Annotated in this window: 19 protein-coding genes; 11 read left to right on the forward strand and 8 right to left on the reverse strand. The window is 70.4% G+C overall.

Annotation, left to right across the window (positions count from 1 at the left end; translation table 11 throughout):
• Positions 1 to 572 precede the first annotated feature (572 nt).
• The 3 genes from rny to recA all read right to left on the reverse strand — a co-directional run bounded on the left by rny (position 573) and on the right by recA (position 5,371).
• Positions 573 to 2,189, reverse strand: a complete 1,617-nt coding sequence (gene rny, locus AB0H88_RS47395) for a ribonuclease Y (RefSeq protein WP_357656126.1) — start codon at positions 2,187 to 2,189, stop codon at positions 573 to 575.
• Between the two features lie 510 nt (positions 2,190 to 2,699).
• On the reverse strand, positions 2,700 to 4,259 hold the full coding sequence (recX, locus tag AB0H88_RS47400; protein ID WP_357656128.1) for a recombination regulator RecX: 1,560 nt from the start codon (positions 4,257 to 4,259) through the stop codon (positions 2,700 to 2,702).
• Between the two features lie 11 nt (positions 4,260 to 4,270).
• Positions 4,271 to 5,371: a recombinase RecA gene (gene recA / locus AB0H88_RS47405; RefSeq protein WP_225290663.1), complete on the reverse strand. Its 1,101-nt coding sequence runs from the start codon at positions 5,369 to 5,371 to the stop codon at positions 4,271 to 4,273.
• Positions 5,372 to 5,791: 420 nt separating this feature from the next.
• Here recA and AB0H88_RS47410 point away from each other — a divergent pair, with 420 nt between their 5' ends.
• Positions 5,792 to 6,139, forward strand: coding sequence for a VOC family protein (locus tag AB0H88_RS47410; RefSeq protein WP_357656130.1), 348 nt, complete (start codon positions 5,792 to 5,794; stop codon positions 6,137 to 6,139).
• A 287-nt stretch (positions 6,140 to 6,426) separates the two neighbouring features.
• Here AB0H88_RS47410 and AB0H88_RS47415 read toward each other — a convergent pair whose 3' ends face one another.
• Both AB0H88_RS47415 and AB0H88_RS47420 read right to left on the reverse strand, forming a co-directional pair.
• Positions 6,427 to 6,621 carry a DUF3046 domain-containing protein gene (locus tag AB0H88_RS47415; RefSeq protein ID WP_225290661.1) on the reverse strand — a complete coding sequence of 65 codons (195 nt, stop codon included), beginning with the start codon at positions 6,619 to 6,621 and terminating at the stop codon, positions 6,427 to 6,429.
• A 239-nt stretch (positions 6,622 to 6,860) separates the two neighbouring features.
• On the reverse strand, positions 6,861 to 7,349 hold the full coding sequence (locus tag AB0H88_RS47420) for a VOC family protein (protein WP_225290660.1): 489 nt from the start codon (positions 7,347 to 7,349) through the stop codon (positions 6,861 to 6,863).
• 89 nt (positions 7,350 to 7,438) lie between these two features.
• On the opposite strand from AB0H88_RS47420, the gene AB0H88_RS47425 reads away from it, so the two are divergent.
• From AB0H88_RS47425 to AB0H88_RS47465, 9 genes are all read left to right on the forward strand, one after another.
• Positions 7,439 to 12,238, forward strand: coding sequence for an ATP-dependent helicase (locus AB0H88_RS47425; RefSeq protein ID WP_357656132.1), 4,800 nt, complete (start codon positions 7,439 to 7,441; stop codon positions 12,236 to 12,238).
• A 203-nt stretch (positions 12,239 to 12,441) separates the two neighbouring features.
• A complete protein-coding gene (locus AB0H88_RS47430; protein ID WP_357656133.1) occupies positions 12,442 to 13,131 on the forward strand; it encodes a GntR family transcriptional regulator in 690 nt (229 codons plus the stop codon).
• A 93-nt stretch (positions 13,132 to 13,224) separates the two neighbouring features.
• The gene (locus AB0H88_RS47435; RefSeq protein WP_357656135.1) at positions 13,225 to 14,832 is read left to right on the forward strand and encodes an ABC transporter substrate-binding protein; all 1,608 of its coding nucleotides are present in this window, start codon (positions 13,225 to 13,227) and stop codon (positions 14,830 to 14,832) included.
• The gene (locus AB0H88_RS47440) at positions 14,832 to 15,791 is read left to right on the forward strand and encodes an ABC transporter permease (protein WP_357656136.1); all 960 of its coding nucleotides are present in this window, start codon (positions 14,832 to 14,834) and stop codon (positions 15,789 to 15,791) included. Before AB0H88_RS47435 ends, AB0H88_RS47440 begins: the two co-directional genes overlap by 1 nt.
• A complete protein-coding gene (locus AB0H88_RS47445; RefSeq protein WP_357656138.1) occupies positions 15,784 to 16,659 on the forward strand; it encodes an ABC transporter permease in 876 nt (291 codons plus the stop codon). The genes AB0H88_RS47440 and AB0H88_RS47445 overlap by 8 nt, the downstream gene beginning before the upstream one ends.
• Positions 16,656 to 17,624 (forward strand): ABC transporter ATP-binding protein, encoded by a 969-nt coding sequence (locus AB0H88_RS47450; RefSeq protein ID WP_357656140.1) that lies wholly within the window; start codon positions 16,656 to 16,658, stop codon positions 17,622 to 17,624. The genes AB0H88_RS47445 and AB0H88_RS47450 overlap by 4 nt, the downstream gene beginning before the upstream one ends.
• The gene (locus tag AB0H88_RS47455) at positions 17,621 to 18,589 is read left to right on the forward strand and encodes an oligopeptide/dipeptide ABC transporter ATP-binding protein (RefSeq protein ID WP_357656141.1); all 969 of its coding nucleotides are present in this window, start codon (positions 17,621 to 17,623) and stop codon (positions 18,587 to 18,589) included. The genes AB0H88_RS47450 and AB0H88_RS47455 overlap by 4 nt, the downstream gene beginning before the upstream one ends.
• On the forward strand, positions 18,586 to 20,382 hold the full coding sequence (locus tag AB0H88_RS47460) for a gamma-glutamyltransferase family protein (RefSeq protein WP_357656143.1): 1,797 nt from the start codon (positions 18,586 to 18,588) through the stop codon (positions 20,380 to 20,382). The genes AB0H88_RS47455 and AB0H88_RS47460 overlap by 4 nt, the downstream gene beginning before the upstream one ends.
• Positions 20,379 to 21,128: a sulfite exporter TauE/SafE family protein gene (locus AB0H88_RS47465; protein ID WP_357656145.1), complete on the forward strand. Its 750-nt coding sequence runs from the start codon at positions 20,379 to 20,381 to the stop codon at positions 21,126 to 21,128. The genes AB0H88_RS47460 and AB0H88_RS47465 overlap by 4 nt, the downstream gene beginning before the upstream one ends.
• A 52-nt stretch (positions 21,129 to 21,180) precedes the next feature.
• Here the strand turns inward: AB0H88_RS47465 and AB0H88_RS47470 are convergent, their stop codons facing one another.
• The 3 genes from AB0H88_RS47470 to AB0H88_RS47480 are packed head-to-tail and all read right to left on the reverse strand — an operon-like array spanning position 21,181 to position 24,107.
• The gene (locus tag AB0H88_RS47470) at positions 21,181 to 22,266 is read right to left on the reverse strand and encodes a glutamate--cysteine ligase (RefSeq protein ID WP_357656147.1); all 1,086 of its coding nucleotides are present in this window, start codon (positions 22,264 to 22,266) and stop codon (positions 21,181 to 21,183) included.
• Between the two features lie 23 nt (positions 22,267 to 22,289).
• A complete protein-coding gene (locus AB0H88_RS47475; RefSeq protein ID WP_357656148.1) occupies positions 22,290 to 22,949 on the reverse strand; it encodes a M15 family metallopeptidase in 660 nt (219 codons plus the stop codon).
• A gap of 12 nt (positions 22,950 to 22,961) precedes the next feature.
• Positions 22,962 to 24,107, reverse strand: a complete 1,146-nt coding sequence (locus tag AB0H88_RS47480; RefSeq protein ID WP_357656150.1) for an ROK family transcriptional regulator — start codon at positions 24,105 to 24,107, stop codon at positions 22,962 to 22,964.
• Between the two features lie 138 nt (positions 24,108 to 24,245).
• Between AB0H88_RS47480 and AB0H88_RS47485 the strand changes: the two genes are divergently transcribed.
• The gene (locus AB0H88_RS47485) at positions 24,246 to 25,577 is read left to right on the forward strand and encodes an extracellular solute-binding protein (RefSeq protein WP_357656152.1); all 1,332 of its coding nucleotides are present in this window, start codon (positions 24,246 to 24,248) and stop codon (positions 25,575 to 25,577) included.
• The last annotated feature ends 1 nt before the right edge of the window (position 25,578 follow it).

The raw sequence follows: 25,578 nt of genomic DNA on the forward strand, positions 1-25,578 counted from the left end.
ACCTGTACGGCTCGTGGTGGCGTCCGGCGCTCTCGCGGGCGCGCGTGATCTGCTTCTTCCGTGGCTCGCGTACGAACCGGCTACCGTCGGATCCGGCAGGTCGCGCGGGTCCGGCCGCAAGCGACCCTTGCGGCTAGCGCCGAGCACTGCCGCAACAGTCGCCCGCCTGGACGTGCTGCGGGCCGTCCCCCGTGCCCCGGTCGGAGGCCGTGGACGCGACCATCACGATCAGCGCCAATGTAGATCTTGCTGACATGCCCGGCAACCATACTCTGTTTAATGAAGTATGGTCAATCGCGCAGCCTTCCCGTCTGCCGTCGCCCACCGCTCGTCTTCGGGACGGCGGACGGGAAGGTGGGCCGCACGGCACCCACCAGCTACCCGCACAAGGTGATCACGGCCATCCCGGAGTCTGAGCCCCCGGAAGCGGGGTCATATCTGTGCTGGTCTGCATCGGTCTACGGCGAACCCAGCGGGCCAACGGCACGCAGTGCGGCGATCAGCCCGAAGGAGTTCCCAAAAGAGCCTCTAAAGCCATTGACTTTCAGCACGGAAAGCACTGATCGCGAACCTCAGCGCGCGAACTCGGTCGCGCGCGACTCCCGGACGACGGTGATGCGGATCTGGCCCGGATAGGTCAGCTCCTCCTCAACCTGCTTCGCCACATCCCGCGCGATCACCTGCGCCTGGATGTCGTCGATCGCGTCCGGCTTCACCATCACCCGGATCTCCCGCCCCGCCTGCATGGCGAACACCTTCTCCACCCCGTCATACGACTGCGCGATCTCCTCCAGCCGCTCCAGCCGCTTGACGTACGCCTCCAGCGACTCCCGTCGCGCACCTGGACGGCTGCCGCTGATCGCGTCGGCCGCCTGCGTGAGCACGGCCTCGACCGTGCGGACCTCGACCTCGTTGTGGTGTGCCTCGATGGCGTGCACCACGTCCTCCTGCTCGCCGTATCTGCGGGCGATCTCCGCCCCGATCAGCGCGTGGCTGCCCTCGACCTCGTGCGTCAGGGCCTTGCCGATGTCGTGCAGGAGGGCGCAGCGCTTCATCAGCGACTGGTCCATCTTGAGCTCGGCGGCCATGATTCCGGCGATGTGCGCGGACTCGATGAGGTGTTTGAGGACATTCTGTCCGTAGGAGGTGCGGTATCGGAGCTGGCCGAGCAGCAGCGTCAGCTCGGGGTGCATGTCCGTGATGCCCAGCTCGACCAGCGCGTCATCACCCGCCCGCGCGCACAGCTCCTGCACCTCCGCACGACTGCGCTCGTGCGCCTCCTCGATGCGCTGGGGGTGAATGCGGCCGTCGAGGACCAGTTTCTCCAGCGTGAGCCGGGCAGTTTCCCGGCGTACCGGGTCAAAACACGACAGCAACACCGCTTCCGGCGTGTCGTCGATGATCAGGTTCACGCCGGTCGTCGACTCGAACGCCCGGATGTTGCGCCCCTCACGGCCGATGATCCGGCCCTTCATCTCGTCGCCGGGCAGGTGCAGCACACTCACCACGGACTCGGCCGTCTGCTCGGCCGCCATCCGCTGCACGGCCAGCGTCACGATCTTGGTAGCCCGCTTCTCGCCTTCCTTGCGCGCATCGCCCTCGATCTCCCTGACGATCAGCGCGGCCTCGCGCTTGGCCTGGTTCTCGATCTCGCGGACCAGCTCGCTCTTGGCCTGCTCCCCGGTGAGCCCGGCGACGCGCTCGAGGATCACCCGCCGCTCGTTCTCGACCTGCAGCAGCTCCGCGCGCCGGTCGGCCAGCTCGACCTCGGTCTCGCCCAGCTTGCGATCGCGTTCGGCCTGTCGCCTGGCCTCCTCATCGAGCCGCTGCTCGCGCTCGGCCAGCCGCCCTTCCCTGCGTTCGAGGTCGGCCCGGAGCTCCTTGAGCTCGGCCTTGAGTATCCGCCCCTCCTCCTCGACCTCGCTCCGCAACCGCGCCGCGCTCTCGGCGGCGGCCGCCGACCTGCGCAGGATCTCCTCGGCATCGGACTCGGCCTTGCCCCGGATCTCCCCGGCCTCTTCACGAGCCAGCTCAAGCTCCTCGTGTACGGCCTGCAACTGCTCGGGGCTCGGCTTGAGCACTCGCGAACCGCTGCCCGATGTGCGGCGGACGACGATGAGCAACGCGGCGATCATCCCGAACGCCAGCAGGAGCACCGCCACCGACAGCACCACGACAAGCGGCCCCATGTGCTCCCCGCCCTCCTCGCGTCGTCAAGACTCGTAACGCGCCCTCAAAACGGGAGGGGTCACATGCGCGGCGCTGATCGCCCAAACGGCATCTTCACCACGACCGATATCCAACCAAGACTGACCGGGCGTCGACTGGGGTAGCCGACACCTCGCCTGCCTCGATCCACCGAGCTCGTTCGTCCGTCAATCACCGGTATGGCAATCCGCACTGCGCGGAATAACTCCTCACTGCCGTCGAGGTTATGCGTCGAACAAGTCACGAGCAAGCAAACGAGTCATCAAGCGTGTCTTACGGGCTTGCATCTCGTCATTCAGCCAGATTTCCCGCTTCTGCCCCGAAATGCCGCTCCACACGCAACTACGCACGCCCTCCCACCAAACCCGAGCCCGACCAGAAAGAGGACCACCTTCGCTACCGGCAGGACCCAAATCCCCGCCCCGAAAGACCGGGCGCCCCCTCGGACGACCCGCACCCCAATGCCGCCCGAGCATCCCCGCCGGGAGGGGTCAGGAGAAGTCGTCCTCGATCTCGACGCCCTCCGTCTCCAGCGCCTCGCGGATGACGCGGAAGGCCAGTCCCGGGGCGTACCCCTTTCTGGCCAGCATTCCGGCCAGGCGGCGAGTGCGGACCTGGGGGTCGAGGCCGCGGGTGGAGGACAACTTGCGTTCGACGAGACGGCGCGCCGTTTCGAGCTCCTGGTCGGGCTCGAGGCGGTCCACGGCCTCGTTGACGGTCTCGGAGTCGACACCGCGGTGGCGGAGCTCCGCGGCCAGAGCGCGTTTGGCGAGCCCACGACCGTGGTGGCGGGAGTCGACCCAGGCTTCGGCGAATGCCTCGTCGTTGATCAGGCCCAGCTCGGAGAAGCGATCGAGGACTGTCTCCGCGGCCTCATCCGGCACGTCACGCTTACGGAGCGCCTCGGCCAGTTGGGCTCGCGTCTTGGGAGCCATCGTGAGCAGACGGAGGCAGATGGCCCGAGCCACCGACTCAGGATCGGCGCTGGGAGCGGCACTGGCGGCCGACCCCTCATCGGGCCCGTCAGGAAGCCACCCAGCACGCCCCCGAGAGCCCGCCGAACGTGCGCCCTTCCCACCCCGCCCACCTGATCGCCGTCCTCTTCCGGAGCGCTTTCCCCCACGCCGGCCATCCTGGTAAGGATCATCGTCGGCCTGGCCACCGGTATAGGACCCGCCCTCGAACTGACCGCTTTCGGTGCCCGCACCGGATGACAGCCCGTCCTGGGAGAACGGTACGTCGCCTCGGGGAGAGGGGTTTTCCGCGTTGGACGATGAATTGCCTTGGGCAGGCGGAGGCACGTCGTGGCCTCGGGGAGACACGCGGTCTGCGGTGGACAGTGAGTTGGCGTGGGCAGGCGGAGGCACCTCGTCGCCCCGGGGAAACGCACTGCCTGCCGTGGGCGGTGAGTTGCCCCGAGCGGGCGGCCAGGCGGTTTCTTGGGACGCAGTTGAGATCCGCTCGTCGCTCTGCCCGCCGCCCGACTCGCCGCCTGAATCACCGGACGACTCAGCGGTCGATGCTGCGCCCAACTCGGAGCTCGGCTCGGCAGGTGCGTGAGTGCGCTGGCTGGGTGGTGGGTCGGCCGGGGTGCGGGGCCGTTGGCGCCATTCGCTGAGCGACGGCCACCCTGCCGACGACTCCCCGCCGGACAGCTTTCCGCTGGATGGTTCAGCGCCGGACAACTTGGCACCGGACAGTTCGCTACCAGCCAGCTTCGCACCGGACGGCTCGCTACCGGGTAGCCCATCTGATGGCTCACCACGAGACAGCTTCCCACTGGACGGTTGGCCACCGAGCAGCCTTCCACCGGACGGTTCACTTCCGACTGGCTTTGCGCTGGACGGTTTCCTCCGGGATGGTTTCCGGCCTCGGGGCGGGTCGTCCGAGGAGGACCAGGACCCGGAGGGCCAGGTGTCATCAGGAGTTGACGACCGCGGGGAGGGGTTGGCGGTGGGGTTGCGGCGGCGGCCGGGAGGTGGGGTGGGGAGGTCGGGCCAGGCGCCCCAGTCGTGGGAGTGGGGCGCCTGCGACGGGTCCGTGTCACTCATGCGACGACCGATCAGACGTCACCGGGCTTCGGCGTGGCGGCGGCCTTGGCGCCGCGGCCCGAGGGAGCGGCGGCCGGGGCGGCCGGGGCCGCGGGGGCCTCGGCGGGGGCGTCCAAGCGAGGGCCGACGCCGAGCTTGTCCTTGATCTTCTTCTCGATCTCGTTGGACATGTCGGGGTGGTTCTTCAGGAAGTTGCGGGCATTCTCCTTGCCCTGGCCGAGCTGGTCGCCCTCGTAGGTGTACCAGGCGCCGGACTTGCGGACGAAGCCGTGCTCGACACCCATGTCGATGAGGCCGCCCTCGCGGGAGACGCCCACGCCGTAGAGGATGTCGAAGTCGGCGACCCGGAAGGGCGGGGCCATCTTGTTCTTGACGACCTTGACCCGTGTACGGTTGCCGACCGCCTCCGTGCCGTCCTTGAGCGTCTCGATGCGGCGGATGTCGAGGCGGACCGAGGCGTAGAACTTGAGCGCCTTACCGCCGGTCGTGGTCTCGGGCGAGCCGAACATGACGCCGATCTTCTCGCGGAGCTGGTTGATGAAGATGGCGGTGGTGCCGGTGTTGCTGAGCGCGCCGGCGACCTTGCGCAGGGCCTGGGACATCAGGCGGGCCTGGAGGCCAACGTGGCTGTCGCCCATCTCGCCCTCGATTTCGGCCTTGGGGACCAGGGCGGCCACCGAGTCGATGACGATGATGTCGACGGCGCCCGACCTGATCAGCATGTCGGCGATCTCGAGCGCCTGCTCACCCGTGTCGGGCTGGGAGACGAGCAGGGCGTCGGTGTCGACGCCGAGCTTCTTGGCGTATTCGGGGTCGAGGGCGTGCTCGGCGTCGATGAACGCCGCGATGCCGCCCGCGCGCTGGGCATTGGCCACCGCGTGCAGAGCCACCGTGGTCTTACCCGAGGACTCCGGGCCGTAGATCTCGACGATCCTGCCACGCGGCAACCCGCCGATGCCCAGCGCGACGTCCAGGGAGATCGAACCCGTGGGGATCACCTCGATGGGGGCACGGACGTCGTCACCGAGGCGCATGACGGAGCCCTTGCCGAACTGCCTCTCGATCTGAGCGAGGGCTGTCTCGAGGGCCTTCTCGCGGTCGTTGATAGCCATGGGAACTCCCCCTGGAGGGTTGTGGTCCGATCAGTCGAGTGAAAGCTACGGCCTGCCACCGACAGTTTTGCGGAGTCGTCGCTGGGAGGGCGAGGCCTGGCGGATTACATCCTAGCCGAACGGCTGTTCGATCACCGCAGGAACACGCGGTAGCACCCAACGCAAACGGCTCCCGTCCCCCGACAACCGAACGTTGAGCGCGTGGCGATGAACCTTGACGGACGCGAGCTCGTGACATCGAAGATCAAGTGTGCAGGTTGAAGATCAAGTGTGCAGGTTAGAACGTCTGCCCACAGGGGTTGGACGAGGCGGTCCACCCGCGCGCTGACGGGGACCGCGATGATTTCCGCAGACGCGCGGAGTCTATTCCTTTGGTGGGCCGGACCTTCCCCGGCCCCAATGGCGAGAGGAGACCCGATCGTGGCAGTGGGGATCTTCGCGGGCATCCCTGTCCGCGACTGCAAGAGCGCCGTGGAGTGGTACACCAGGCTTCTCGGCAAGGGTCCGTCGTTCTGGCCCAACGACGTCGAAGCGGTGTGGCAACTGGCCGAGGACCGGTACGTGTACGTCATCGAGGACGTCGCTCGCGCCGGAGGCGGCGTGAGCATGATCTGGCTGGACGATCCGACGTCCGAGGTGGAGCGGATCGCAGGGCGCGGCCTGCGGCCGGTGGACATGGAGCAGCACGGCAACGTCTGCAAGTGGGTCTTCCGTGACGCTGACGGCAACGAGACAGGCATCGGAGGCGAGACTATGCCTGCGCCCTGAATCGGAAATTCAGTCACTCCGGCTTTGATGGCATGCGCTCAACGTTCGCTGGCACACGACAGCTCTGCCTGGAATGCCGACCGAGGTACGCCTTGACCCATCCGCTCGCGCATCCGCCGATTCGGGGGCACCCCCGACTCGGATGTGACGTCCGCCCCGGCGACGGAGCTATGGAGGATTACGAGCAGGGAGGTTAGCGGGGCAGGGAGGTCAGCGTAGGGAGGTCAGCGTAGGGAGATCAGCGTAGGGAGATCAGCGGGGCCGTGAGGTTAGCCGGAGCAGGGAGGTCAGCGGAGCCGGGAGGAGACGTTCTCGACCTGGCAGACCGCGCGCCAGACGGTCTTGGCGCTCTCGCCGTCGGCCAGTGCCTGGTCGACCGTCCGCCCTTCGAGCGGGGCGAGCACGTAGTCGCGGGCCCACGAGTCGGCGTACGACTCCCCGAAGTGAGCGCGCATCCGTCTCCAGAACTCGGTCAGCCGCATCACACAAGTATGGAACCGCCGGAAGGGTGGGTAGGACACCCCCATGGCAAAGACCCCCAAGTCCTCCCCGCCCAAGTCCGCCGAGTGCAAAGCCAACCGAAAGAAGCGCCGCCGGCTCCGGTTAACCCAGCGCTTAGCCGTACAGCAGGAGAAATCGGAGAGAGCCGAAAAGCACGCGGGCATCAGGCAGGAACCTCGGGCGGGCACACCGCGCACGCGTAGAGCGTCGCGCCGGTAGATCACATCACGCGCGAGCCGTACATCTCACCCAGATGGTCGGCGAGCAGCTCCAGCCGGGCGCCGTCGGGGTCCTTGAAGTAGATGGAGGCGCCGCTCTCGATCTGGTGCGGCACGCCGGCCACCTCGAGCTTGCCGCGCAGCCGCTCCCAGGTCGCGGGGTCGACGGAGATCGCGATGTGGTGCAGCCCGCCGAGCACCTCCTGGTAGGGGCCGAGGTCGAGCCCCGGGAAGTCGAAGAAGGCGAGCAGGTTGCCGTTGCCGATGTCGAAGAAGAAGTGGTTGGAGCCCTTGAAGTCACGGTTCTCGAAAATCTCCGTCAAGGGGAACTCAAGGAGCTCCTGGTAGAACTTGACCGTCCGCTCCACGTCCGACGACAGCAGGGCGAAATGGTGCAGACCGCGCGCACTACTGGACGGCCGGTGCGCTAAGAGGTAGCGCTCCCTGATGTCCTCGCGGCGGCTCTCAATGGCTGCGTAGTCGATGCCCACGCTCGCTCTATGTCCGCAGCACCCCCGCCTCAATCGCGCACCACCGCCACAATGAGTTTTCTGTCGGTGCCACGAGGCAGTATGTGCTGGTGAGCTCGCTAGAACATTTCTCCCACACCACCAGGCAGTGGTTCGCCGGAGCGTTCGAGGCGCCCACGAGCGCGCAGGAAGGCGCGTGGGAGTCCATCGCGCGCGGTGACAACACCCTGGTGGTGGCGCCCACCGGGTCGGGCAAGACGCTGGCCGCCTTCCTGTGGTCCCTCGACCGCCTGGCCGCCGCCGACCGCCTGGCCGCCGCCGACCGCCCCACCACCGCCGCGACGGATCCGACACAGGTCGACGCAGGTTCCGAGCAGGGCGACGCGGATCCGAAGCAGGGCGAGGCCGGTCCCAAGCAGGTCAAGAAGCAGACCAAGGTCCTGTACGTGTCGCCGCTCAAAGCGCTGGCCGTCGACGTGGAGCGCAACCTGCGTGCCCCGCTGGCCGGGCTCAAGCAGACCGCGCGCCGGCTCGGCCTGCCGGTGCCGGAGATCTCGGTGTCGATCCGCTCCGGCGATACCCCGGCCGAGGACCGCAGGCGGTTCGCCGCCCACCCGTCCGACATTCTCATCACCACGCCGGAGTCACTGTTCCTGCTGCTCACCAGCCAGGCGCGCGAGGCGTTGCGGGGCGTCGAGACGGTGATCGTCGACGAGGTGCATGCGGTGGCCGCCACCAAGCGCGGTGCCCACCTGGCGCTCAGCCTCGAGCGGCTCGACGCCCTGCTCCAACGGCCCGCGCAGCGGATCGGGCTGTCGGCGACCGTACGACCGGTGAGCGAGGTCGCGGCGTTCCTCGGCGGGTCCCGCCCCGCGACGGTCGTGCAGCCGCCCTCCGACAAGGTCATCGAGGTCGAGGTGGTCGTCCCGGTCGAGGACATGACGGAGATGGAGGGCAGGCCGCGGTCCGCCAACGGCGGGCCGGGGTCCGCCGACAGCGGGCCCGGGTTCGGCGACAGCGGGTTCACCGACGGCGACGAGCCCGAGCCGTCCAGCCGGTCGATCTGGCCGCATGTCGAAAACCACCTGTTCGAGCTGATCGAGGCGCACTCGTCGACGATCGTGTTCGCCAATTCCAGACGGCTGGCCGAACGCCTCTGCACCAGGCTCAACGAGCTCGCCTACGAGCGCGTACAGGGGCCCGAGGCCGTCGACCTGTCGATCTGGGAGACACCGTTGCCGGGAGATCCGCCCAGGCCGACGCCGCTGCCGGGAGATCCGCCCCGCCCGACGCCGCTGCCGGGAGGCCCGTCCCGGCGGGCGCCCGCCGAGATGATGGCGCAGGCCGGGGCGAGCAAGGGCGTGGTCACCGAGATCGTCCGCGCGCACCACGGCTCGGTGTCCAAGGAGGAGCGGGCGCAGATCGAGGAGGCGCTCAAGTCGGGCCGGCTGCCCGCCGTGGTCGCGACGTCCAGCCTGGAGCTGGGCATCGACATGGGCGCCGTCGACCTGGTCGCGTGTGTGGAGGCGCCGCCGAGTGTGGCGAGCGGGCTCCAGCGCATCGGCCGGGCGGGTCACCAGGTGGGCGCGGTGTCCAAGGGAGTGATCTTCCCGAAATACCGCGGCGACCTGATCCAGACCGCCGTCGTGGCCGAACGCATGATGAGCGGCCAGATCGAGGAGCTGCGCTACCCGCGCAATCCGCTCGACGTGCTGGCCCAGCAGATCGTGGCGATGACCGCGCTGGAGGAGTGGACGGTCGACGAGCTGGAGGCCGTGGTCAAGCGGGCCGCTCCCTACGCGACGCTGCCGCGTACCGCGCTGGAGGCCACGCTCGACATGCTGGCCGGCCGCTACCCGAGTGAGGAGTTCGCCGAGCTGCGGCCGCGGGTGGTCTGGGACCGGGTGACGGGCACGTTGCAGGGCCGTCCGGGCGCGCAGCGGCTGGCGGTGACCAACGGCGGCACGATCCCCGACCGGGGGCTGTTCGGCGTCTTCCTGGTGGGCGAGAAGGCGTCCCGGGTGGGCGAGCTCGATGAGGAGATGGTCTACGAGTCACGGGTCGGCGACGTGTTCGTCCTGGGTGCGACCTCGTGGCGGATCGAGGACATCACGGCCGACCGGGTGCTCGTCTCCCCCGCGCCCGGCCAGCCGGGCAAGTTGCCGTTCTGGCACGGCGACGCGCCGGGGCGACCGGCCGAGCTGGGCAAGGCGATCGGCGCGTTCCTCCGCGAACATGCGGGAAACACCTCCAACGACCGCATGCGAGCGGCCGGCCTCGACGAATACGCCGCCCGCAACCTGCGCGCCTACCTCGACGAACAGCGTGAGGCCACCGGCTACGTCCCCGACGACCGCACCCTCCTGGTCGAACGCTTCCACGACGAGCTCGGCGACTGGCGCGTCGTCATCCACTCCCCCTACGGCGCGCGGATCCACGCCCCGTGGGCCCTGGCGATCAACCGGCGGCTGCGCGAGCGCTACGGCCTCGACGTGCAGGCCGTTCACTCCGACGACGGCATCGTGCTGCGGATCCCCGACACGCTGGTCGAGCCGCCCACCGACGTGGCGGCGTTCGACGCCGAGGAGATCGAGCGGATCGTCACCGAGGAGCTGGGCGGTTCGGCGATGTTCGCCTCCCGGTTCAGGGAGTGCGCGGGCCGGGCCCTGCTGCTGCCGCGCCGCACGCCCGGCCGGCGCAGCCCGCTCTGGCAGCAGCGGCAGCGGGCCGCCCACCTGCTGGGGGTGGCCTCCCAGTACGCGTCGTTCCCGATCGTGCTGGAGACGATGCGCGAGTGCCTCCAGGACGTGTTCGACGTGCCCGGGCTGGTGGCGCTGATGCGCGACATCGCCGCGCGCCGGGTGCGGGTGGTGGAGGTGGAGACGTCGCAGGCGTCGCCGTTCGCCGCGTCGCTGCTGTTCCACTACATAGGCGCGTTCATGTACGAGGGCGACGCGCCGCTGGCCGAGCGCCGGGCCCAGGCGCTCGCGCTGGACATGACCCTGCTGGCCGAGCTGCTCGGCGAGGCCGACCTGCGGGAACTGCTCGACCCCGACGTCATCTCCGACACCGAACGCGAGCTGGCCAGGCTCGACCGGCCGTTGCGCGACGCCGAGGACCTGGCCGACCTGCTGCGCACGCACGGGCCGCTGCTCGTGCCCGACGTGAGCCTGCGCGGCGGCGATCCCGCCTGGCTGGCGGAGCTCGAACGAGCCCGCCGGGCGATCAAGGTGCGGATCGCGGGAGAGGAGCAGTGGGTGGCGATCGAGGACGCGGCCCGGCTGCGTGACGCGCTGGGCGCGCCGCTGCCGGTCGGAATCCCGCACGCGTTCCTGGAGCCGGTCGCCGATCCGCTGGCCGACCTCGTGGCCCGCCATGCCCGTACGCGCGGGCCCTTCCATGCCGGTACGGCCGCCGCCAGGTTCGGCCTCGGCGTGGCCGTGGTGACCGACGCCCTGCGCCGGCTGGCGGCGGCCGGGCGGGTGGTCAACGGCGAGTTCCGGCCGGGCGGCCGGGGCGAGGAGTGGTGCGACGCCGGTGTGCTGCGGATGCTGCGGCGCAGGTCTCTGGCGCGGCTGCGCAAAGAGGTCGAGCCAGTCCCGCCCGAGACGCTCGGGCTGTTCATGCCCGCCTGGCACGGCATCACCGGCTCGACGCCACGCGGCACCGACGGCAGCGGCACGGCCCGCACGGCGCGGGCGATGGACGCGCTGATCCACAGCGTCGAGCAGCTCCAGGGAGCCGCCGTGCCCGCGTCGGCGCTGGAGACGCTGGTCCTGCCGTCGCGCGTGCCCGGCTACCACCCGGCGCTGCTCGACGAGCTGACCTCGTCGGGCGAGGTGATGTGGGTGGGCCAGGGATCGCTGCCCGGCGGTGACGGCTGGGTGTCGCTCTACTTCGCCGACACCGCTCCCCTGCTGCTGCCCGAGCCCGGCCAGATCACGATGACCCCGGTGCACGAGCGGGTGCTCGACGTGCTGAGCGGCGGCGGGGCGCTGTTCTTCCGGGGGATCTCCGACCAGCTCGGCTCGCTCGACGACGCGGCGCTGGTGTCGGCGCTGTGGGATCTGGTGTGGTCGGGACGCGTGTCCGGCGACACGCTGGCGCCCTTGCGGGCCACGCTCGGGTCGGGCCGGCCCGCGCACCGGCCGGCCACCACGCGCCGGCGGCGGGCCGTGCTGCCGAGCAGGAGCGGGCCGCCCACGGTGGGCGGGCGCTGGTGGCTGCTCCCCGCGCCCGCCGAGGACGCCACCCAGCGGGCCCAGGCCCAGGCCGAGGTACTGCTCGAACGGCATGGGGTGGTGACCCGCGGGGCGGTGACGTCGGAGCGGCTGCCGGGCGGGTTCACGCCGGTCTACCAGGTGCTACGGGCCTACGAGGAGAGCGGGCGGTGCCGCCGGGGCTACTTCGTCGAGGGGCTCGGGGGCGCGCAGTTCGCGCTGCCGGGGGCGGTGGACCGGATGCGCGCCATGGCCCCGAGCGTCGCGCCGACCGGCCCGGCATCCGGCGACCACGGCTTGGGCGCATCCGGGCGGGCCACCGATCGGCGGGCGGTCGTCATGGCCTCGGCCGATCCGGCCAACCCCTACGGGGCGGCGCTGCCGTGGCCGGCGCATCCCGGTGAGGTGGGGCACAAGCCCGGCAGGAAGGCGGGCGCGCTGGTGGTGCTGGTGGACGGGTTCCTCGTGCTGTACGTGGAGCGGGGCGGCAAGACGCTGCTGTCGTTCGCCGACGACGAGCGGCTGCGGCCGGCCGTGGACGCGCTGGCGCTGGCCGTACGAGATGGGGCGCTCGGGAAGCTGACCGTCGAGCGGGCCGACGGCGCCTCGATCGGCGAGTCACCGCTGGCGGCGGCGCTGGAGGAGGCCGGGTTCCACCCGACACCCCGAGGCCTGCGCCTGCGCGCCTGACCAACCAAAAGACCTGACCACCCGAGAGACCTGCCCGGCCGAGAGACCTGCCCTGCCGAAGGGCCCGCGCGCCTGATCGACCCAACGACCCGCGCGCCTGACCCACCGAGAGGGCTGCTCGGCCTGGCAACGTGTACGGGCTCACCCTCTGGATTCCGCAACGACACCGGAAACGGCCGTGACTTTGTATACGATTCCCTCAAATGACTGAGCTGACATTGGGCGGCGCCCACCTCCCGCTTCGCGACCAAGTGACCGCGGAGATCCGCCGACTCATCATCTCCGGCGAGCTCGCCCAGGGTGAGCGCCTGGTCGAGGACCGGCTGGCCGCGCGGCTGGGCGTGTCGCGCAACCCGGTGCGCGAGTCGATCCGGGTGCTCGCCGCTGAAGGGTTCGTGCAGGTCATCCCGAGGATCGGCGCCACCGTGGCGCGGCTGTCGCCGGCGGAGGCCGAGGAGCTCTTCGACGTGCGGATGGCGATCGAGGGGCTGGCGGCCCGGCTGGCGGCACGCAAGCGGACCCCGGAGACGGCCGCCCGGCTGCGGCTGGTGCTCGACTCGGCCAAGGAGGCGGTCGAGGAGGGCAGGCTCGAACGGGTGGCCGACCTCAACACCGCCTTCCACCTGGCCGTGGGCGAGGTGGCGGGCAACTCCTACCTCAATCTGATGATGGCGCCGATGCTGCTGCGGGCTCAGTGGGTCTTCCGGCAGACCGCGGCCGCACGCGGACCGCACTCCTGGTCGGAGCACCTGAGCCTGTGCGAGGCCATCGCGGCGGGCGACGAGGACGAGGCCCAGGCCAGGGCCGTCGCGCACGTCGCCGCCGCCAGGCGGTCCTTCCTGGCCGCAGTACGCCCGGCGAAGCCCCGGCACGATGAGAAAACGGTCGGATAACAACATGAGGTGACGAAACACCGTTGAAATCCAGGTTCTTGTATACAGTCTCCTAAAGTTCGTCCTCCTCACGTTCGTTCCCCCGGAGGCACCATGAGACCCAGGCTGGTCCTGACGCTCGCCGTACTCCCCATAGCCCTGGCGGCTTGCGGTGGAGGCGGTTCGAGCGGCACCCCCGTCGCCCCGTCAGTGGCCGACGCCACGTCCGACAGCCGCGCCGTCGAGAGCGGTGGCACTCTGAACATCGCGCTCAACGCCGACCCCGACGCGCTCGACCCGAGCGTGTCCACCACGCTGGTGGGCCGCGAGGTGTTCGCGAGCATGTGCGAGAAGCTCTTCGACATCGACGCGAAGGCCGCGCTGGTGCCGCAGCTCGCGACCGCTCTGCCCGACGTCTCGGCCGACGGCAAGGAAGTGACGATCAAGCTGCGCGAGGGCGTGAAGTTCAACGACGGCACCGCCTTCGACGCGGAGGCGGTCAAGAAGTCGCTGGATCGCCACCGTACCTGGGAGAAGTCGGCCCGCCAGGCCGACCTGGCCGCCGTGTCCAAGGTGAGCGTGGTCGATCCGGCCACCGTCAAGCTCACGCTGACGCGCGCGTTCACGCCGCTGACGGCGCAACTCGCCGACCGTGCCGGGATGATCATGTCGCCCAAGGCGCTGGAGGCGGCGGGCGACAACTTCGGCGCGAGCCCGGTGTGCGTCGGGCCGTTCAAGTTCGGCGCCCGAACCTCCGGCAGCCAGATCGTGCTGGACAAGGCGCCTGACTACTACGACGCCGCCAAGGTGAAGCTCGACAAGCTCGTATACAAAATCATCGTCGACCCCAACGTACGGGCCGCGAACCTCAAGTCCGGCGACGTCCAGGTGGCAGACCAGCTGGCCACGACCACGGTCAAGGGCGTGCAGGCCGACCCGAACCTCACCGTCGTGTCCGGCGGCGGGCTCGGCTACTACGGCCTGACGATCAACACCGGTAACGCCAACGGCTCCACCGAGAAGCCGGGCACGGTCGACACCCCGCTGGCCAAGAGCCCGCAGCTGCGCGAGGCGTTTGAGCTGGCGCTGGACCGCGACCAGATCAACAAGACCGTCTACAACGGCCTGTACGAGGCCGACTGCTTCCCGCTGCCCGCCGACAGCCCCTATCGCGCGCCCGCGCTCCAGTGCGCCAAGCGCGACCTGGCCAAGGCCAAGCAGCTGGTGCAGGCGTCCGGCGTGCCGACGCCGATCCCGGTCACGCTGACCACGCCCAACGACGCCACCAACCAGCGCCTGGCCCAGGTCATCCAGCAGATGACCAAGGAGGCGGGCTTCAACGTCACGGTGCAGACGGCCGAGTTCGTCAGCACGCTGGAGCAGGGCAAGGCCGGCAAGTTCGACACCGTGCTCAACGGCTGGTCGGGCCGGGTCGATCCGGACGGCAACCTGTCGAACCTGATCACCAGCCGCGGCAGCAACAACTACAGCGGCATGTCCGACGCGGGCATCGACGACCCGATCAAGGAGGCCGCGGCGGTCACGGAGCCGGCCCAGCGCGCCGAGCTGTACGCCAAGGCGTTGCAGCGGGCGGCCGAGGTGCGCGGCGTGGTGTACCTGTATCACAACAAGTACTACCTGGGCATGAACAAGACCGTCGCCGGTGTCCAGTACTTCAAGGACGGCCTGCCGCGCTTCGTCACCGCTGGGTTCGCCGCCTGATGGTCTGGTTCATCCTCCGCAGAGCGGGCTCGGCGGTGATCGTGCTGTTCCTGGCCAGCATCCTGATCTTCCTCGGGATCAGGGCGCTGCCCGGGGACCCGGCCGTGGTGATGGCCGGCGAGGAGGCCTCTCCCGCGATGGTCGAGGCGATCCGCCACGAGTTCGGCCTGGACAAGCCCCTGCCGGCCCAGTACGTCGACTACGTGGGCCAGACCCTGTCCGGCAACCTCGGCCGCTCCACCCAGGACCAGTTGCCGGTAGCCGACATCCTGGCCGAGCGGCTGCCGGTGACGCTGGAGCTGTCGGCGCTGGCCCTGCTGGTGGCGATCGTCGTGGGCCTGGGCGCGGGCATCGTGGCCGCGATGAAGCGGGGCCGGCTGCCCGACTACGTGGCCACCGGCTTCGGCCTGGCGGGGCTGTCCGTGCCGCACTTCTGGCTGGGGCTGCTCGCCATCCTGCTGTTCGCGGTGACGCTGCGCTGGCTGCCCGCCTCCGGGTACGTCCCGTTCACCCAGGACCCCGGCCAGAACCTGCAGCGCATGATCCTGCCCGCCCTGGTGCTCGGCACCGGGTTCGCGGCGATCCTGATGCGGCAGACGCGCTCGGCCATGCTGGGCGCGCTGTCGGCCGACTACGTGCGGACCGCCCGGTCCAAGGGCCTGTCGGAGGCCAAGGTGGTGGGCGCGCACGCGCTGCGCAACAGCCTCACGACCGTGGTGACCGTCCTGGGCCTGCAGCTCGGCGCGCTGATCAGCGGCGCGGTGGTGACGGAGCAGATCTTCGTCATCCCCGGTTTCGGCAAGCTGACCGTGGACGCCGTGCTCACCCGGAACTATCCCGTCATCCAGGCCGTGGTGCTGATCACGGTCATCGGGTACGTGCTGGTCAACCTTCTGGTCGACATCGCGTACGCCTTCCTCAACCCCCGCATCCGGCTGTCGGGAGGCGGGCATGGCTGACGTGCCGGCCGTACCGGTGACGACGGGCCGGGCCGATCGCCGCCGCAGGCTGTGGCGGCGCTTCAGGCGGCGCCCGATGCCGATGGCCGGGCTGGTGCTCGTCGCCGGGTTCCTGCTGCTGGCGCTGCTCGGACCCCTGCTCACCGGCGATCCGTCGGCGCAGGACTACAACGCCACGCTCGCGCCGCCGTCGGGCGCGCACCCGCTCGGCACCGACGACCTGGGCCGCGACGCTCTGGCCAGGATCGCGCACGGGGCGCAGGTATCGTTGCAGGCCGGCGTGCTGTCCACGCTGCTGGCCATGGTGGTCGGCATCCCGATCGGGCTGGTGGCCGGGTTCTACCGGCGCTGGCTGGACCCGGTCGTGATGCGGCTGGTGGACGTGACGCTGGCCTTCCCGTTCCTGGTGTTCGCGGTGGGGCTGGCGGCGATCATCGGCCCCTCACTGAAGGGTGTGGTGCTGGCGCTCGGTTTCTCCCAGTTGCCGGCGGTCATCCGGATCACCCGCGGCGAGGTGCTGGCGATCAGGGAGATGGACTACGTGGCCGCGGCCATCGCCGACGGCGCGACCGACCGCCACATCCTGCTCCGCTACGTGCTGCCGAACTGCTCCAGCCCGCTCATCGTGCAGGCCACGGTGGCGATTCCGGCGGCGATCATCGGTGAGTCGACCCTGTCGTTCCTCGGCCTGGGGGTCCAGCCACCGACGCCGTCGTGGGGCGTGATGCTCACCACCGCCCAGCAGTACCTGGACGTCGCGCCGTGGCTGGCGATCTGGCCGGGACTGATGATCGCGCTGGCCACGCTCGGCTTCAACCTGCTGGGCGACGGGCTGCGTGACGTTCTCGACCCGAGGAGCGGCCGATGAGCCTACTCGAGATCACCGATCTGACCGTCGGCTTCGACACCGAGGACGGCCTGGTGCAGGCGGTCAGGGGCATCTCGCTCGAACTGGGCGAGGGCGAGATCCTGGCGCTCTGCGGCGAGTCGGGCTGCGGCAAGTCGGTCACCGCGATGTCGGTGCCGAGGCTGCTGCCGCCGGACACGACCAGGCTGTCGGGCTCGATCAAGCTCGACGGTCAGGAGCTGACCACGCTGCCCGAGTCGCGGATGCGGCAGATCAGGGGCAAGGAGGTGTCGGTCGTCTTCCAGGAGCCGATGACCTCGCTCAACCCGTCGTTCACGGTCGGCTATCAGATCACCGAGGTGCTGCGCAGGCACGAGGGGCTCTCCCGCAGGGCCGCGCGCGACCGCGCGGTGGAGCTGCTCGAACTGGTCGGCATCCCGCTGCCCGCCCGCCGGATCAAGGAGTATCCGCACCAGCTCTCGGGCGGCATGCGCCAGCGGGTGATGATCGCGATCGCGGTGGCCTGTTCGCCGCGAGTGCTGATCGCCGACGAGCCCACGACCGCGCTGGACGTGACGATCCAGGCGGGCGTGCTCGACGTGTTCCGCGACCTGCGCGACCGGCTCGGCACCGCGGTCATCCTGATCACCCATGACCTGGGCGTGGTCGCCGACATCGCCGACCGGGCCGTGGTCATGTACGCGGGCCGGGCCGTGGAGCAGGCGCCCGTCACCGAACTGTTCGCGCGACCGCGCCATCCGTACACGCTCGGCCTGATGAACGCCCTGCCGTCGGCCGCCGTGAACGGCCGGCTCGCCGAGATCCCCGGCATGGTGCCCTCGCCGCTGACGGACCCGGACGAGTGCGCCTTCCAGGCGCGCTGCACCCGCGCGCAGGACGACTGCCGAAGCAAAAGACCGCAGCTCGAGACCCAACTGCCGGACGATCATCTGGCGGCCTGCTTCCACCCGGGAGGGCAGTCGTGATCCTGGAGATCGACAACCTGGTCAAGCACTACGGCCAGGTACGCGCCGTGGACGGCCTGTCGCTGAGCATCGGCCAGGGCGAGGTGCTCGGCCTGGTCGGCGAGTCGGGCAGCGGCAAGTCGACCGTCGGCAAGTGCGTGCTGCGGCTGACCGAGCCCACCTCGGGCGGCATCCGGCTCGACGGCCGCGACATCACCCACCTGTCGCGCCGGGCCATGCGCCCGCTGCGCAGGGACGTCCACATGGTCTTCCAGGACCCCTACTCCTCGCTCAATCCGCGCTTCACGATCGAGCAGATCGTCGGCGAGCCGCTGCTGCACCACGGGATCGCGAGCCGTCGCGAGGCGGGCGGGCGGGTCGCGGCCATGCTGGAGCAGGTCGGGCTCCGCCCGGAGATGAGGTCGCGCTTCCCGCACGAGCTGTCCGGCGGGCAGCGGCAGCGGGTGGGGCTGGCCCGCGCGCTGATCCTGGAGCCCAAGCTGGTGGTGGCCGACGAGCCGGTGTCCGCGCTGGATGTGTCGGTGCAGGCGTCGGTGCTCAACCTGATCACCGACCTGCAGCGGGAGATGGGCTTCTCCTGCCTGTTCATCACCCATGACCTGTCGGTCGTGGAGTTCCTGGCCGACCGGATCGCGGTGATGTACCTGGGCAGGATCGTGGAGTCGGGGCCGACCGCCCAGATCTTCGCCGAACCCCGCCACCCCTACACGCAGGCGCTGCTGTCGGCGGCGCCGGTGGCCGACCCGGTCAGGCAGCGTGAGCGGCGCCGGATCGTGCTGGGCGGCGACGTGCCGAGCCCGGTGGATCCGCCCGCCGGCTGTCGTTTCCATACCCGGTGCCCGCTGGCGTACGACGCCTGCCGGACGAGCGAGCCGGCACTGACAGACCCCCGTACGAGCGGCCACCCGGTCGCCTGTCACCTGGTCACGGCGGACCACGTGCCCGACGCGGCCGCCACTCGATGAGAGGACGCAGTTTGTTCACCACCAGGCCCGAGCTGACCGGAGACTTCGGCATGGTGGCCAGCACGCACTGGCTGGCCTCCGCTACCGGCATGAGCGTGCTCGAACGCGGCGGCAACGCCTTCGACGCGGCCGTCGCCGCCGGGTTCGTCCTTCAGGTGGCGGAGCCACACCTGAACGGGCCCGCCGGCGAGGTGCCCATCCTGCTGTGGAGCCATGACGAGGAGCAAGTGTCGGTCGTGTGCGGGCAGGGCGTCGCCCCGGCCGCCGCCACGATCGACCGGTTCACCGGTCTGGGGCTCGACGTGGTGCCCGGCACCGGCCTGCTGGCGGCCACCGTGCCCGGGGCGTTCGGCGGCTGGCTGCTCATGCTGGAGCGCTGGGGCACCTGGACGCTGGCCGACGTGCTCGAACCCGCCATCCACTACGCCACCCACGGCGTCCCGGTGCTCGATCGGATCGCCGCCACGGTCTCGTCGGTCGAGCGGCTCTTCCTCGAAGACTGGCCGACGTCCGCCGCGACCTGGCTGCCGCAGGGGAAGGTACCGGGAGCCAAGCTGACCAATCCCGTGCTCGCCGCCACCTACCGCAGGCTCGTCTCCGAGGCGCGGGCCGCCTCCAGCAGCCGCGAGGGGCAGATCGCGGCCGCCCGCGACGCCTGGTATCGGGGGTTCGTCGCCGAGGCGATCGCCCGGTTCAGCGCCGACACCGCCTGGCGCGACAGCTCGGGCGAGGTCCACGGCGGCCTGCTCACCGGCGACGACCTGGCGGGCTGGTCGGCGTCGGTCGAGGAGCCGGTCACCTTCGACTACCACGGGCACACGGTCTGCAAGACGGGCCCGTGGGGGCAGGGGCCGGTCTTCCTGCAGCAGCTCGCCCTGCTGTCGGGGTTCGACCTGGACGCGATGGGGCAGCTCAGCGCCGACTACGTGCACACGGTGATCGAGAGCGCCAAGCTCGCCTTCGCCGATCGCGAAGCCTGGTACGGCGACGCCGAGGTGCCCATGGCCGACCTGCTCGACGACGCGTACACCGCGAAGCGGCGCGCGCTCATCGGCGCCCAGGCCGACATGGAGCTGCGGCCGGGCGCACCCGGGGGGCGCACGCCTCGCCTGCCGGTGTTCCCTGGGGCCGGCACGGTCAGCACCGCGCCGGGCGTCTCGGGCGTACGGTCCGGTGTGGGCGAGCCCACGGTCGGCTCCGACGGCTCCACCCGGGGCGACACCTGTCACGTGGACGTCGTGGACCGGCACGGCAACATGGTCTCCGCCACGCCGAGCGGTGGCTGGCTGCAGAGCTCGCCGACGATTCCGGAGCTGGGCTTCTGCCTTGGCACCCGGGCGCAGATGTTCTGGCTGCAGGAGGGGCTGCCCGCCTCGCTGCGGCCGGGCACGCGCCCGCGCACCACGCTGTCGCCGTCGTTCGCGCTGCGCGAGGGCAAGCCGTGGCTGGCGTTCGGCACGCCCGGCGGCGACCAGCAGGACCAGTGGAGCCTGAACTTCTTCCTCTCCCTCGTCCACTGCCGGCTCAACCTGCAGCAGGCCGTCGATGCCCCCATGTTCCACTCCGAGCACTTCCCCAGCTCGTTCTTCCCGCGCGGCTCCCGGCCGGGCGTCATGCACGTCGAGAACCGGGTGGACCCGGCGGTGGTCGCCGAGCTACGGCGGCGCGGCCACCAGGTGGAGGTACAGGGGCCGTGGTCGCTCGGCCGGCTCAGCGCGGTCGCCCGTGACGGCGGCTTCCTGAAGGCGGCCGCCAACCCGCGCGGCGCCCAGGGCTACGCGGCCGGCCGATGATCGAGCTGTCCGAGCTGGCCTTCCTGGCCGGGGCGGGACTGCTGGCCGGGGCGGTCAACGCCCTGGCCGGCGGGGGCACCCTGATCTCGTTCCCGGCGCTGCTGGCGCTCGGCTATCCGAGCATCACCGCCTCGGTGACGAACGCGGTGGCGCTGTGGCCCGGCTACCTGGGCGGTGTCCTGGGCTACCGGGCCGAGCTGCACGGGCAGCGGCGCCGGGCCACGGTGCTGTCGGCCACCACCGTGCTCGGCGCGATCGCGGGCAGCTCACTGCTGCTGCTCACACCGGGGCGGCTGTTCGACTCGCTGGTGCCGTGGCTGGTGGCCTTCGCCAGTCTGGCGCTGCTCGCCCAGCCCTGGCTGCGCAAGCGCTTCGAGGGCGACGGGCGCCAGGGCACCAGCAGGCTGGTCCACGTCGGGGTGTTCCTCGGCGGCTGCTACGGCGCCTACTTCAACGGCGGCATGGGGGTGCTGCTGCTGGCGGTGCTCGGGCTGTTCCTGCATGACGACCTGCATCGGGTCAACGCCGTGCGGGCGACCCTGTCCCTGGTGATCAGCACGGTGTCGGTGGTGGCGTTCTCGCTGTTCGGGCCCGTGCGATGGGAGGCGGTGGCGGTGGTCGCGCCGGCGAGCCTGGCGGGTGGCTTCCTCGGCACCCGTCTGGCCCGGCTCATGCCGCCCACGGTGCTGCGCGGCGTCGTGGTCGTCTTCGGGCTGGGCGTAGCCACACTCCTCGCCCTTCGCTGAACACTCGCCCCTCGCTGAACACTCGCCCCTCGCTGAACCCGCTGTTGACCGGTCAGGCGACCGTGGCCTCGATCAGGTCGTCCACGACCGCCGCCAGGTGCCCGGTGCGGGCGTGCGCCCTGCGCTGCCGCTCCGCTCCGGAACCCCGGCCGAGCAGCCGGTCCAGCCCTTCTTCGACCAACGGCAGGTCACCGGCCTCGGTCGCGGCGTCCCGTACGTGCTCCAGAAGACGGCCCGCCATCACCCGCGCCGGCACCAGCGCGCCCTCACGCACGTCGAGACTGTCGCCGCCCAGGCCGTCGCGGGCGGCGCGCCAGTAGGCGGCCCGTACGACCTCCGACGGGATCGGCAGGCCGCGGTCACCGCGCTCCACGGCGGCCAGCGCGGTCACGACCAGGCCGCGGATCAGCCCGATGATGGTGAGGCTGTCGCTGACGTCGAGCGGCACGTCGGCGACGCGCACCTCGACGGTCGGCAACGAGGGTGACGGGCGCGCGTCCCAGTACACCGTCTTGGGGTCCATCAGCGCGCCCGACTGCGACAGCGCGCGCAGCGCCAGCTCATAGTCGGCGTACGACGGGAAGTACGGCGGTGCGCCGGAGACCGGCCAGCGGCCCCAGCTGATCACCCGCCAGGACGCGTAGCCGGTGTCGCGCCCCACGAAGAAGGGCGAGTTCGCGGCCAGCGCGATCAGTGTGGGCAGCCAAGGACGCAGGTGGTTGCCGACGTAGACGGCCTGTTCCTCGTCGGGGACGTCCACGTGCACGTGCAGGGCGCAGATGCTGAGCTCGTCCTGCAGCGCGCGGTAGAGGATCCGGCCCTGCTCGTAACGGACGTCGTCGCTGAGCGGACTCGGCACGACGTCACCGAGGACGGGAATGCCGCTGGCGACCACGGCCAGCCCGCACGAGCGGGCCGCCTCGGCCACCTCTCTGCGCGCGGCCCTCAGCCGCGTGCCTAACTCACCGAGGTCGGCCGAAGGAGCGGTGCGAGCCTCGACCTGGAAACGGGTGATCTCGTGAACGACGTCTAGGACGTCCGTCGCGGCGGCCAACACCTCTGCCGCCCGGGGAGCCACGTGGCGCGACCAGGGATCGACGATGAGGTACTCCTCCTCGATCCCGATAAGAGGAGTCACATCCCCTTTATGCCCCTTTTCCGCTAGGCAAAGCGGTGCGGGCCATAGTGTGCGTACGGTCTTCCCTCGGCGAGCGCCCAATACCGGTCGCCGAAGGACCAGTGCCACCACTCCGTCGGGTAGTTGACCAGGCCGACAGGCTCCAGGGCGGCGGCGAGGATCTTGCGATGGGCGCGGGCATCGGCCGAGATGTTCGGGGCGTCCATGTAGCAGGCGCCGTCGCTCTCCTCCGGGTTGTCGTTGACCTGGGTGCCCATGTCGTACTCCGTGCCGTCGGGCGCGCTGAGCGTCAGGTCGACAGCGGCTCCGGCGGTGTGCGGGGCCACCTCGACTGGCGACACATACCTACTTGCCGCGATATATGACTCGTCAGGCGACATCTCGGGGAAAGCAGCGCGCAGCCCGTCGCGGTACTCCTCGAAGATGCGACGCTGCGTGTCGATCGGCCGGTAGCCCTCGACGACCAGCAGATGGAAGCCCTCGGGCAGCCGCCGCTCGGCCCGCTCCAGCCGCGCCAGCAGCCCTGACCGCAGGTGCGCGTAGGCACCCGCGCGGTCGGCCATCCGCTCGTCCACGCGCAGTCGGCCGCGTACGTCCGCCAGCTCCTCGCCGTTGTCGCGCACCGGGATCGCGGCGACGCGGGGATCAGAGATCAACACGATGTCGCTCGTGGGCTGCCACATAGGCAGAAATTCTCACACAGTGTCGGAGAAAACCTGATCTCGGGCCTGCGCCAAGGCCGCGACCAGGGCCCCTCGCAGCACCGGATTGCCCGCCACTCCGGTCGTGACGACCTTGGGCCGGGTCGGGCAGACCCGGGCGACGGCCTCCTCGACCTTGGCGGCCAGGCGTTCGCCGCCCGCCCGGCCGACGTCGCCGCTGAGCACGATCAGGCCGGGGTCGAGGACGACCGTCACGGCCGCGGCCCCCACCGCCAGGCGGGCCGCCACCTCGTCCAGGTACCCGTCGCCCCCGTTGTGTACCTGGTCGGGGACCGTGGCGCCGAGCACACCGTGCGCGGCGGCGAGACCGCTCAGCGCGTCGTGCCCGACCAGTCGCTGGAAGGAGCCCGAGGTCGGCTGCGACACGTCGGCGGGCAGCGGCTCGCCCGGCACGGGCAGCCAGCCGATCTCGCCCGCTCCCCCGGTGATGCCCCGGTGCAGCCGCCCGCCGAGCATGACGCCCAGCCCCTGACCGACACCCGCCCAGATGACCACGAAGTCGTCGTATCCGGCGGCGGCGCCGTAGTGGTGCTCGGCCAGCGCGACCAGGTTCACGTCGTTCTCGATGATCACCGGAACGCCCAGCGTCTGGCGCAGGCTGGCCAGCACACCGACGTGCCAGGCCGGCAGGTCGTAGGAGAAGCGCACGTCGCCGCTGCCCGGATCGACCACGCCCCTGGTGCCGATCACGAAGGCGCGCAGCTGTGACAGGCTGACGCGGGCCGAGGCGCAGGCCCGCTGGACGGCGGAGTGCACGGCCTTGACCGGATCCCCGTCCGCCGGGTTGACGGTGACCTCGACCACGATCTGTCCTGTGATGTCCGCCACACCCACGGTGAGGCTGTCGGGCAGCACTTCGAGCCCGGCGACGTACGCGCTGGACGGGTTCACCGCGTACAGCGCCGCGTGCGGACCCCTGCCTCCCGCCCGCTCCCCCGCCACCCGGACGAGCCCCCGCTCCTCCAGCCGGGCGAGCAGCTGACCTGCGGTCACCTTGGACAAGCCGGTCCGCTCACCGAGCTCCGCACGGGTCAGCGGCCCGTCCTCCAGCAGGAGTTCGAGTGCCGTGCGGTCGTTCAACCGGCGGAGCAGCCGAGGGATCCCCGGGCTTCGGCTCATCGACGCGCTCCCTCTCGTCACGAATGGCTAACGGGCGTTTTTTTTAAGAAAGTTTCTTGTTAGTTTAGCAGCAGTCGTTCGGACATGCAGATCAGCCTGGTGCGGACCGCAAGCGAGCACCCGGGAAGGGAGAACCCTGTGAGGATCGCGCAGATCACCGCCACTACGGTCACCACGGCCGCTCTGGCCCTGGGCCTGGCCGCCTGTGGTTCCGGCGGGACGCCCGCGGCTTCGCCGAGCGCGGCGGCCTCCGCCGCCGCGTCCGGCCCCAAGTACGCGGGCAAGGAGCTGACCTTCTGGCGCCTGGGCGACAGCAACCCTGCCGCGCAGAAGTACACCGACGAGCTGGTCGCCGCCTTCGAGCAGCAGACCGGCGCGAAGGTGAAGGTCGAGTGGATTCCGTGGCCGCAGGTGAACGACAAGTTCACCGCCGCGGCGGCCGGCGGCACCGGTCCCGACGTCACCGAGATCGGCAACGACCAGGTGCCGCTGTGGCAGAGCCAGGAGGCCCTCGAACCCGTCACCGACATCGTCGCCTCGGGCGACCAGGCGCAGATCCCGAAGAACCTGATGGGCCTGGAGACGATCGACGGCGAGACCTACGCCGTGCCATGGGGCGGCGGCAGCCGGGCGGTCCTGTACCGGGCCGACTGGTTCAAGGAGCTCAAGATCGACGTCCCGAAGACCTGGGACGACCTGACCGCCGCGGCCAAGAAGATCCAGTCCAAGAAGGGCAAGGACGTCGACGGGTTCGCCTTCAACGGCGGCTCCGACGCCAACCACCTGCTGGGCGCCCTCGCCTGGACCGCCGGCGGCGACTACGCCGTCAAGGAGGGCGACAAGTGGGTCGGCAAGCTCACCGACCCCGCCTTCAAGTCCGGCTTCGCCCAGTACACCGGTCTGGTCACCGACGGCCTGTCGAGCAAGTCGCGGCTCACCCAGAACACCACGGACATCCGCACCCGCTTCGCCAACAACAAGGTGGGCATGTACCTCACCGCGTCGTGGGACCTGCCGGGCATCGACGAGGACAGCAAGGGCAAGCTCAAGGGCGACAAGCTGGCCTTCTTCCCGCTCCCGTCCAAGGACGGCGGCGAGGCGCAGTCCTTCCTCGGCGGCAACGACATCGCCGTGTGGGGCGGCGCCAAGGAGAAGGACGCGGCCAAGGAGTTCGTGAAGCTGGCCTCCGGCAAGGAGTGGGGCGTCAAGTACGCCAAGGACGGCGGTCTGCTCCCCGTCTACCCGGACGCCCTGGCCGCGCTGTCCAGCGACCCGGCCCAGGCGCCGTTCGCCGCCGCCTTCGCCAAGGCCAAGGCCTTCCCGGCCAACCCGCACTGGACCGAGGCCAACGAGACCAAGGCGGTGCTGCAGAACGCGGCCCGCACGGTGATCGAGGGCAAGTCGTCGGCCGACGACGCGCTGGCCAAGGCCAACAAGGAGCTCGAAGACATCCTCAACGCCGCCTCCTAGC

It is taken from the genome of Nonomuraea sp. NPDC050680, from assembly GCF_040654555.1.
Classification (GTDB): Bacteria; Actinomycetota; Actinomycetes; order Streptosporangiales; family Streptosporangiaceae; genus Nonomuraea.

Coding starts and splice junctions, on each gene's coding strand:
- AB0H88_RS47430 (WP_357656133.1), top strand. CDS start 12,442: ATGACTGAGCTGACATTGGGCGGCGCCCACCTCCCGCTTCGCGACCAA.
- AB0H88_RS47450 (WP_357656140.1), top strand. CDS start 16,656: ATGAGCCTACTCGAGATCACCGATCTGACCGTCGGCTTCGACACCGAG.
- AB0H88_RS47480 (WP_357656150.1), bottom strand. CDS start 24,107: ATGAGCCGAAGCCCGGGGATCCCTCGGCTGCTCCGCCGGTTGAACGAC.
- AB0H88_RS47435 (WP_357656135.1), top strand. CDS start 13,225: ATGAGACCCAGGCTGGTCCTGACGCTCGCCGTACTCCCCATAGCCCTG.
- AB0H88_RS47440 (WP_357656136.1), top strand. CDS start 14,832: ATGGTCTGGTTCATCCTCCGCAGAGCGGGCTCGGCGGTGATCGTGCTG.
- AB0H88_RS47415 (WP_225290661.1), bottom strand. CDS start 6,621: ATGCGGCTGACCGAGTTCTGGAGACGGATGCGCGCTCACTTCGGGGAG.
- rny (WP_357656126.1), bottom strand. CDS start 2,189: ATGGGGCCGCTTGTCGTGGTGCTGTCGGTGGCGGTGCTCCTGCTGGCG.
- AB0H88_RS47465 (WP_357656145.1), top strand. CDS start 20,379: ATGATCGAGCTGTCCGAGCTGGCCTTCCTGGCCGGGGCGGGACTGCTG.
- AB0H88_RS47475 (WP_357656148.1), bottom strand. CDS start 22,949: ATGTGGCAGCCCACGAGCGACATCGTGTTGATCTCTGATCCCCGCGTC.
- recX (WP_357656128.1), bottom strand. CDS start 4,259: ATGAGTGACACGGACCCGTCGCAGGCGCCCCACTCCCACGACTGGGGC.
- recA (WP_225290663.1), bottom strand. CDS start 5,371: ATGGCTATCAACGACCGCGAGAAGGCCCTCGAGACAGCCCTCGCTCAG.
- AB0H88_RS47460 (WP_357656143.1), top strand. CDS start 18,586: ATGAGAGGACGCAGTTTGTTCACCACCAGGCCCGAGCTGACCGGAGAC.
- AB0H88_RS47445 (WP_357656138.1), top strand. CDS start 15,784: ATGGCTGACGTGCCGGCCGTACCGGTGACGACGGGCCGGGCCGATCGC.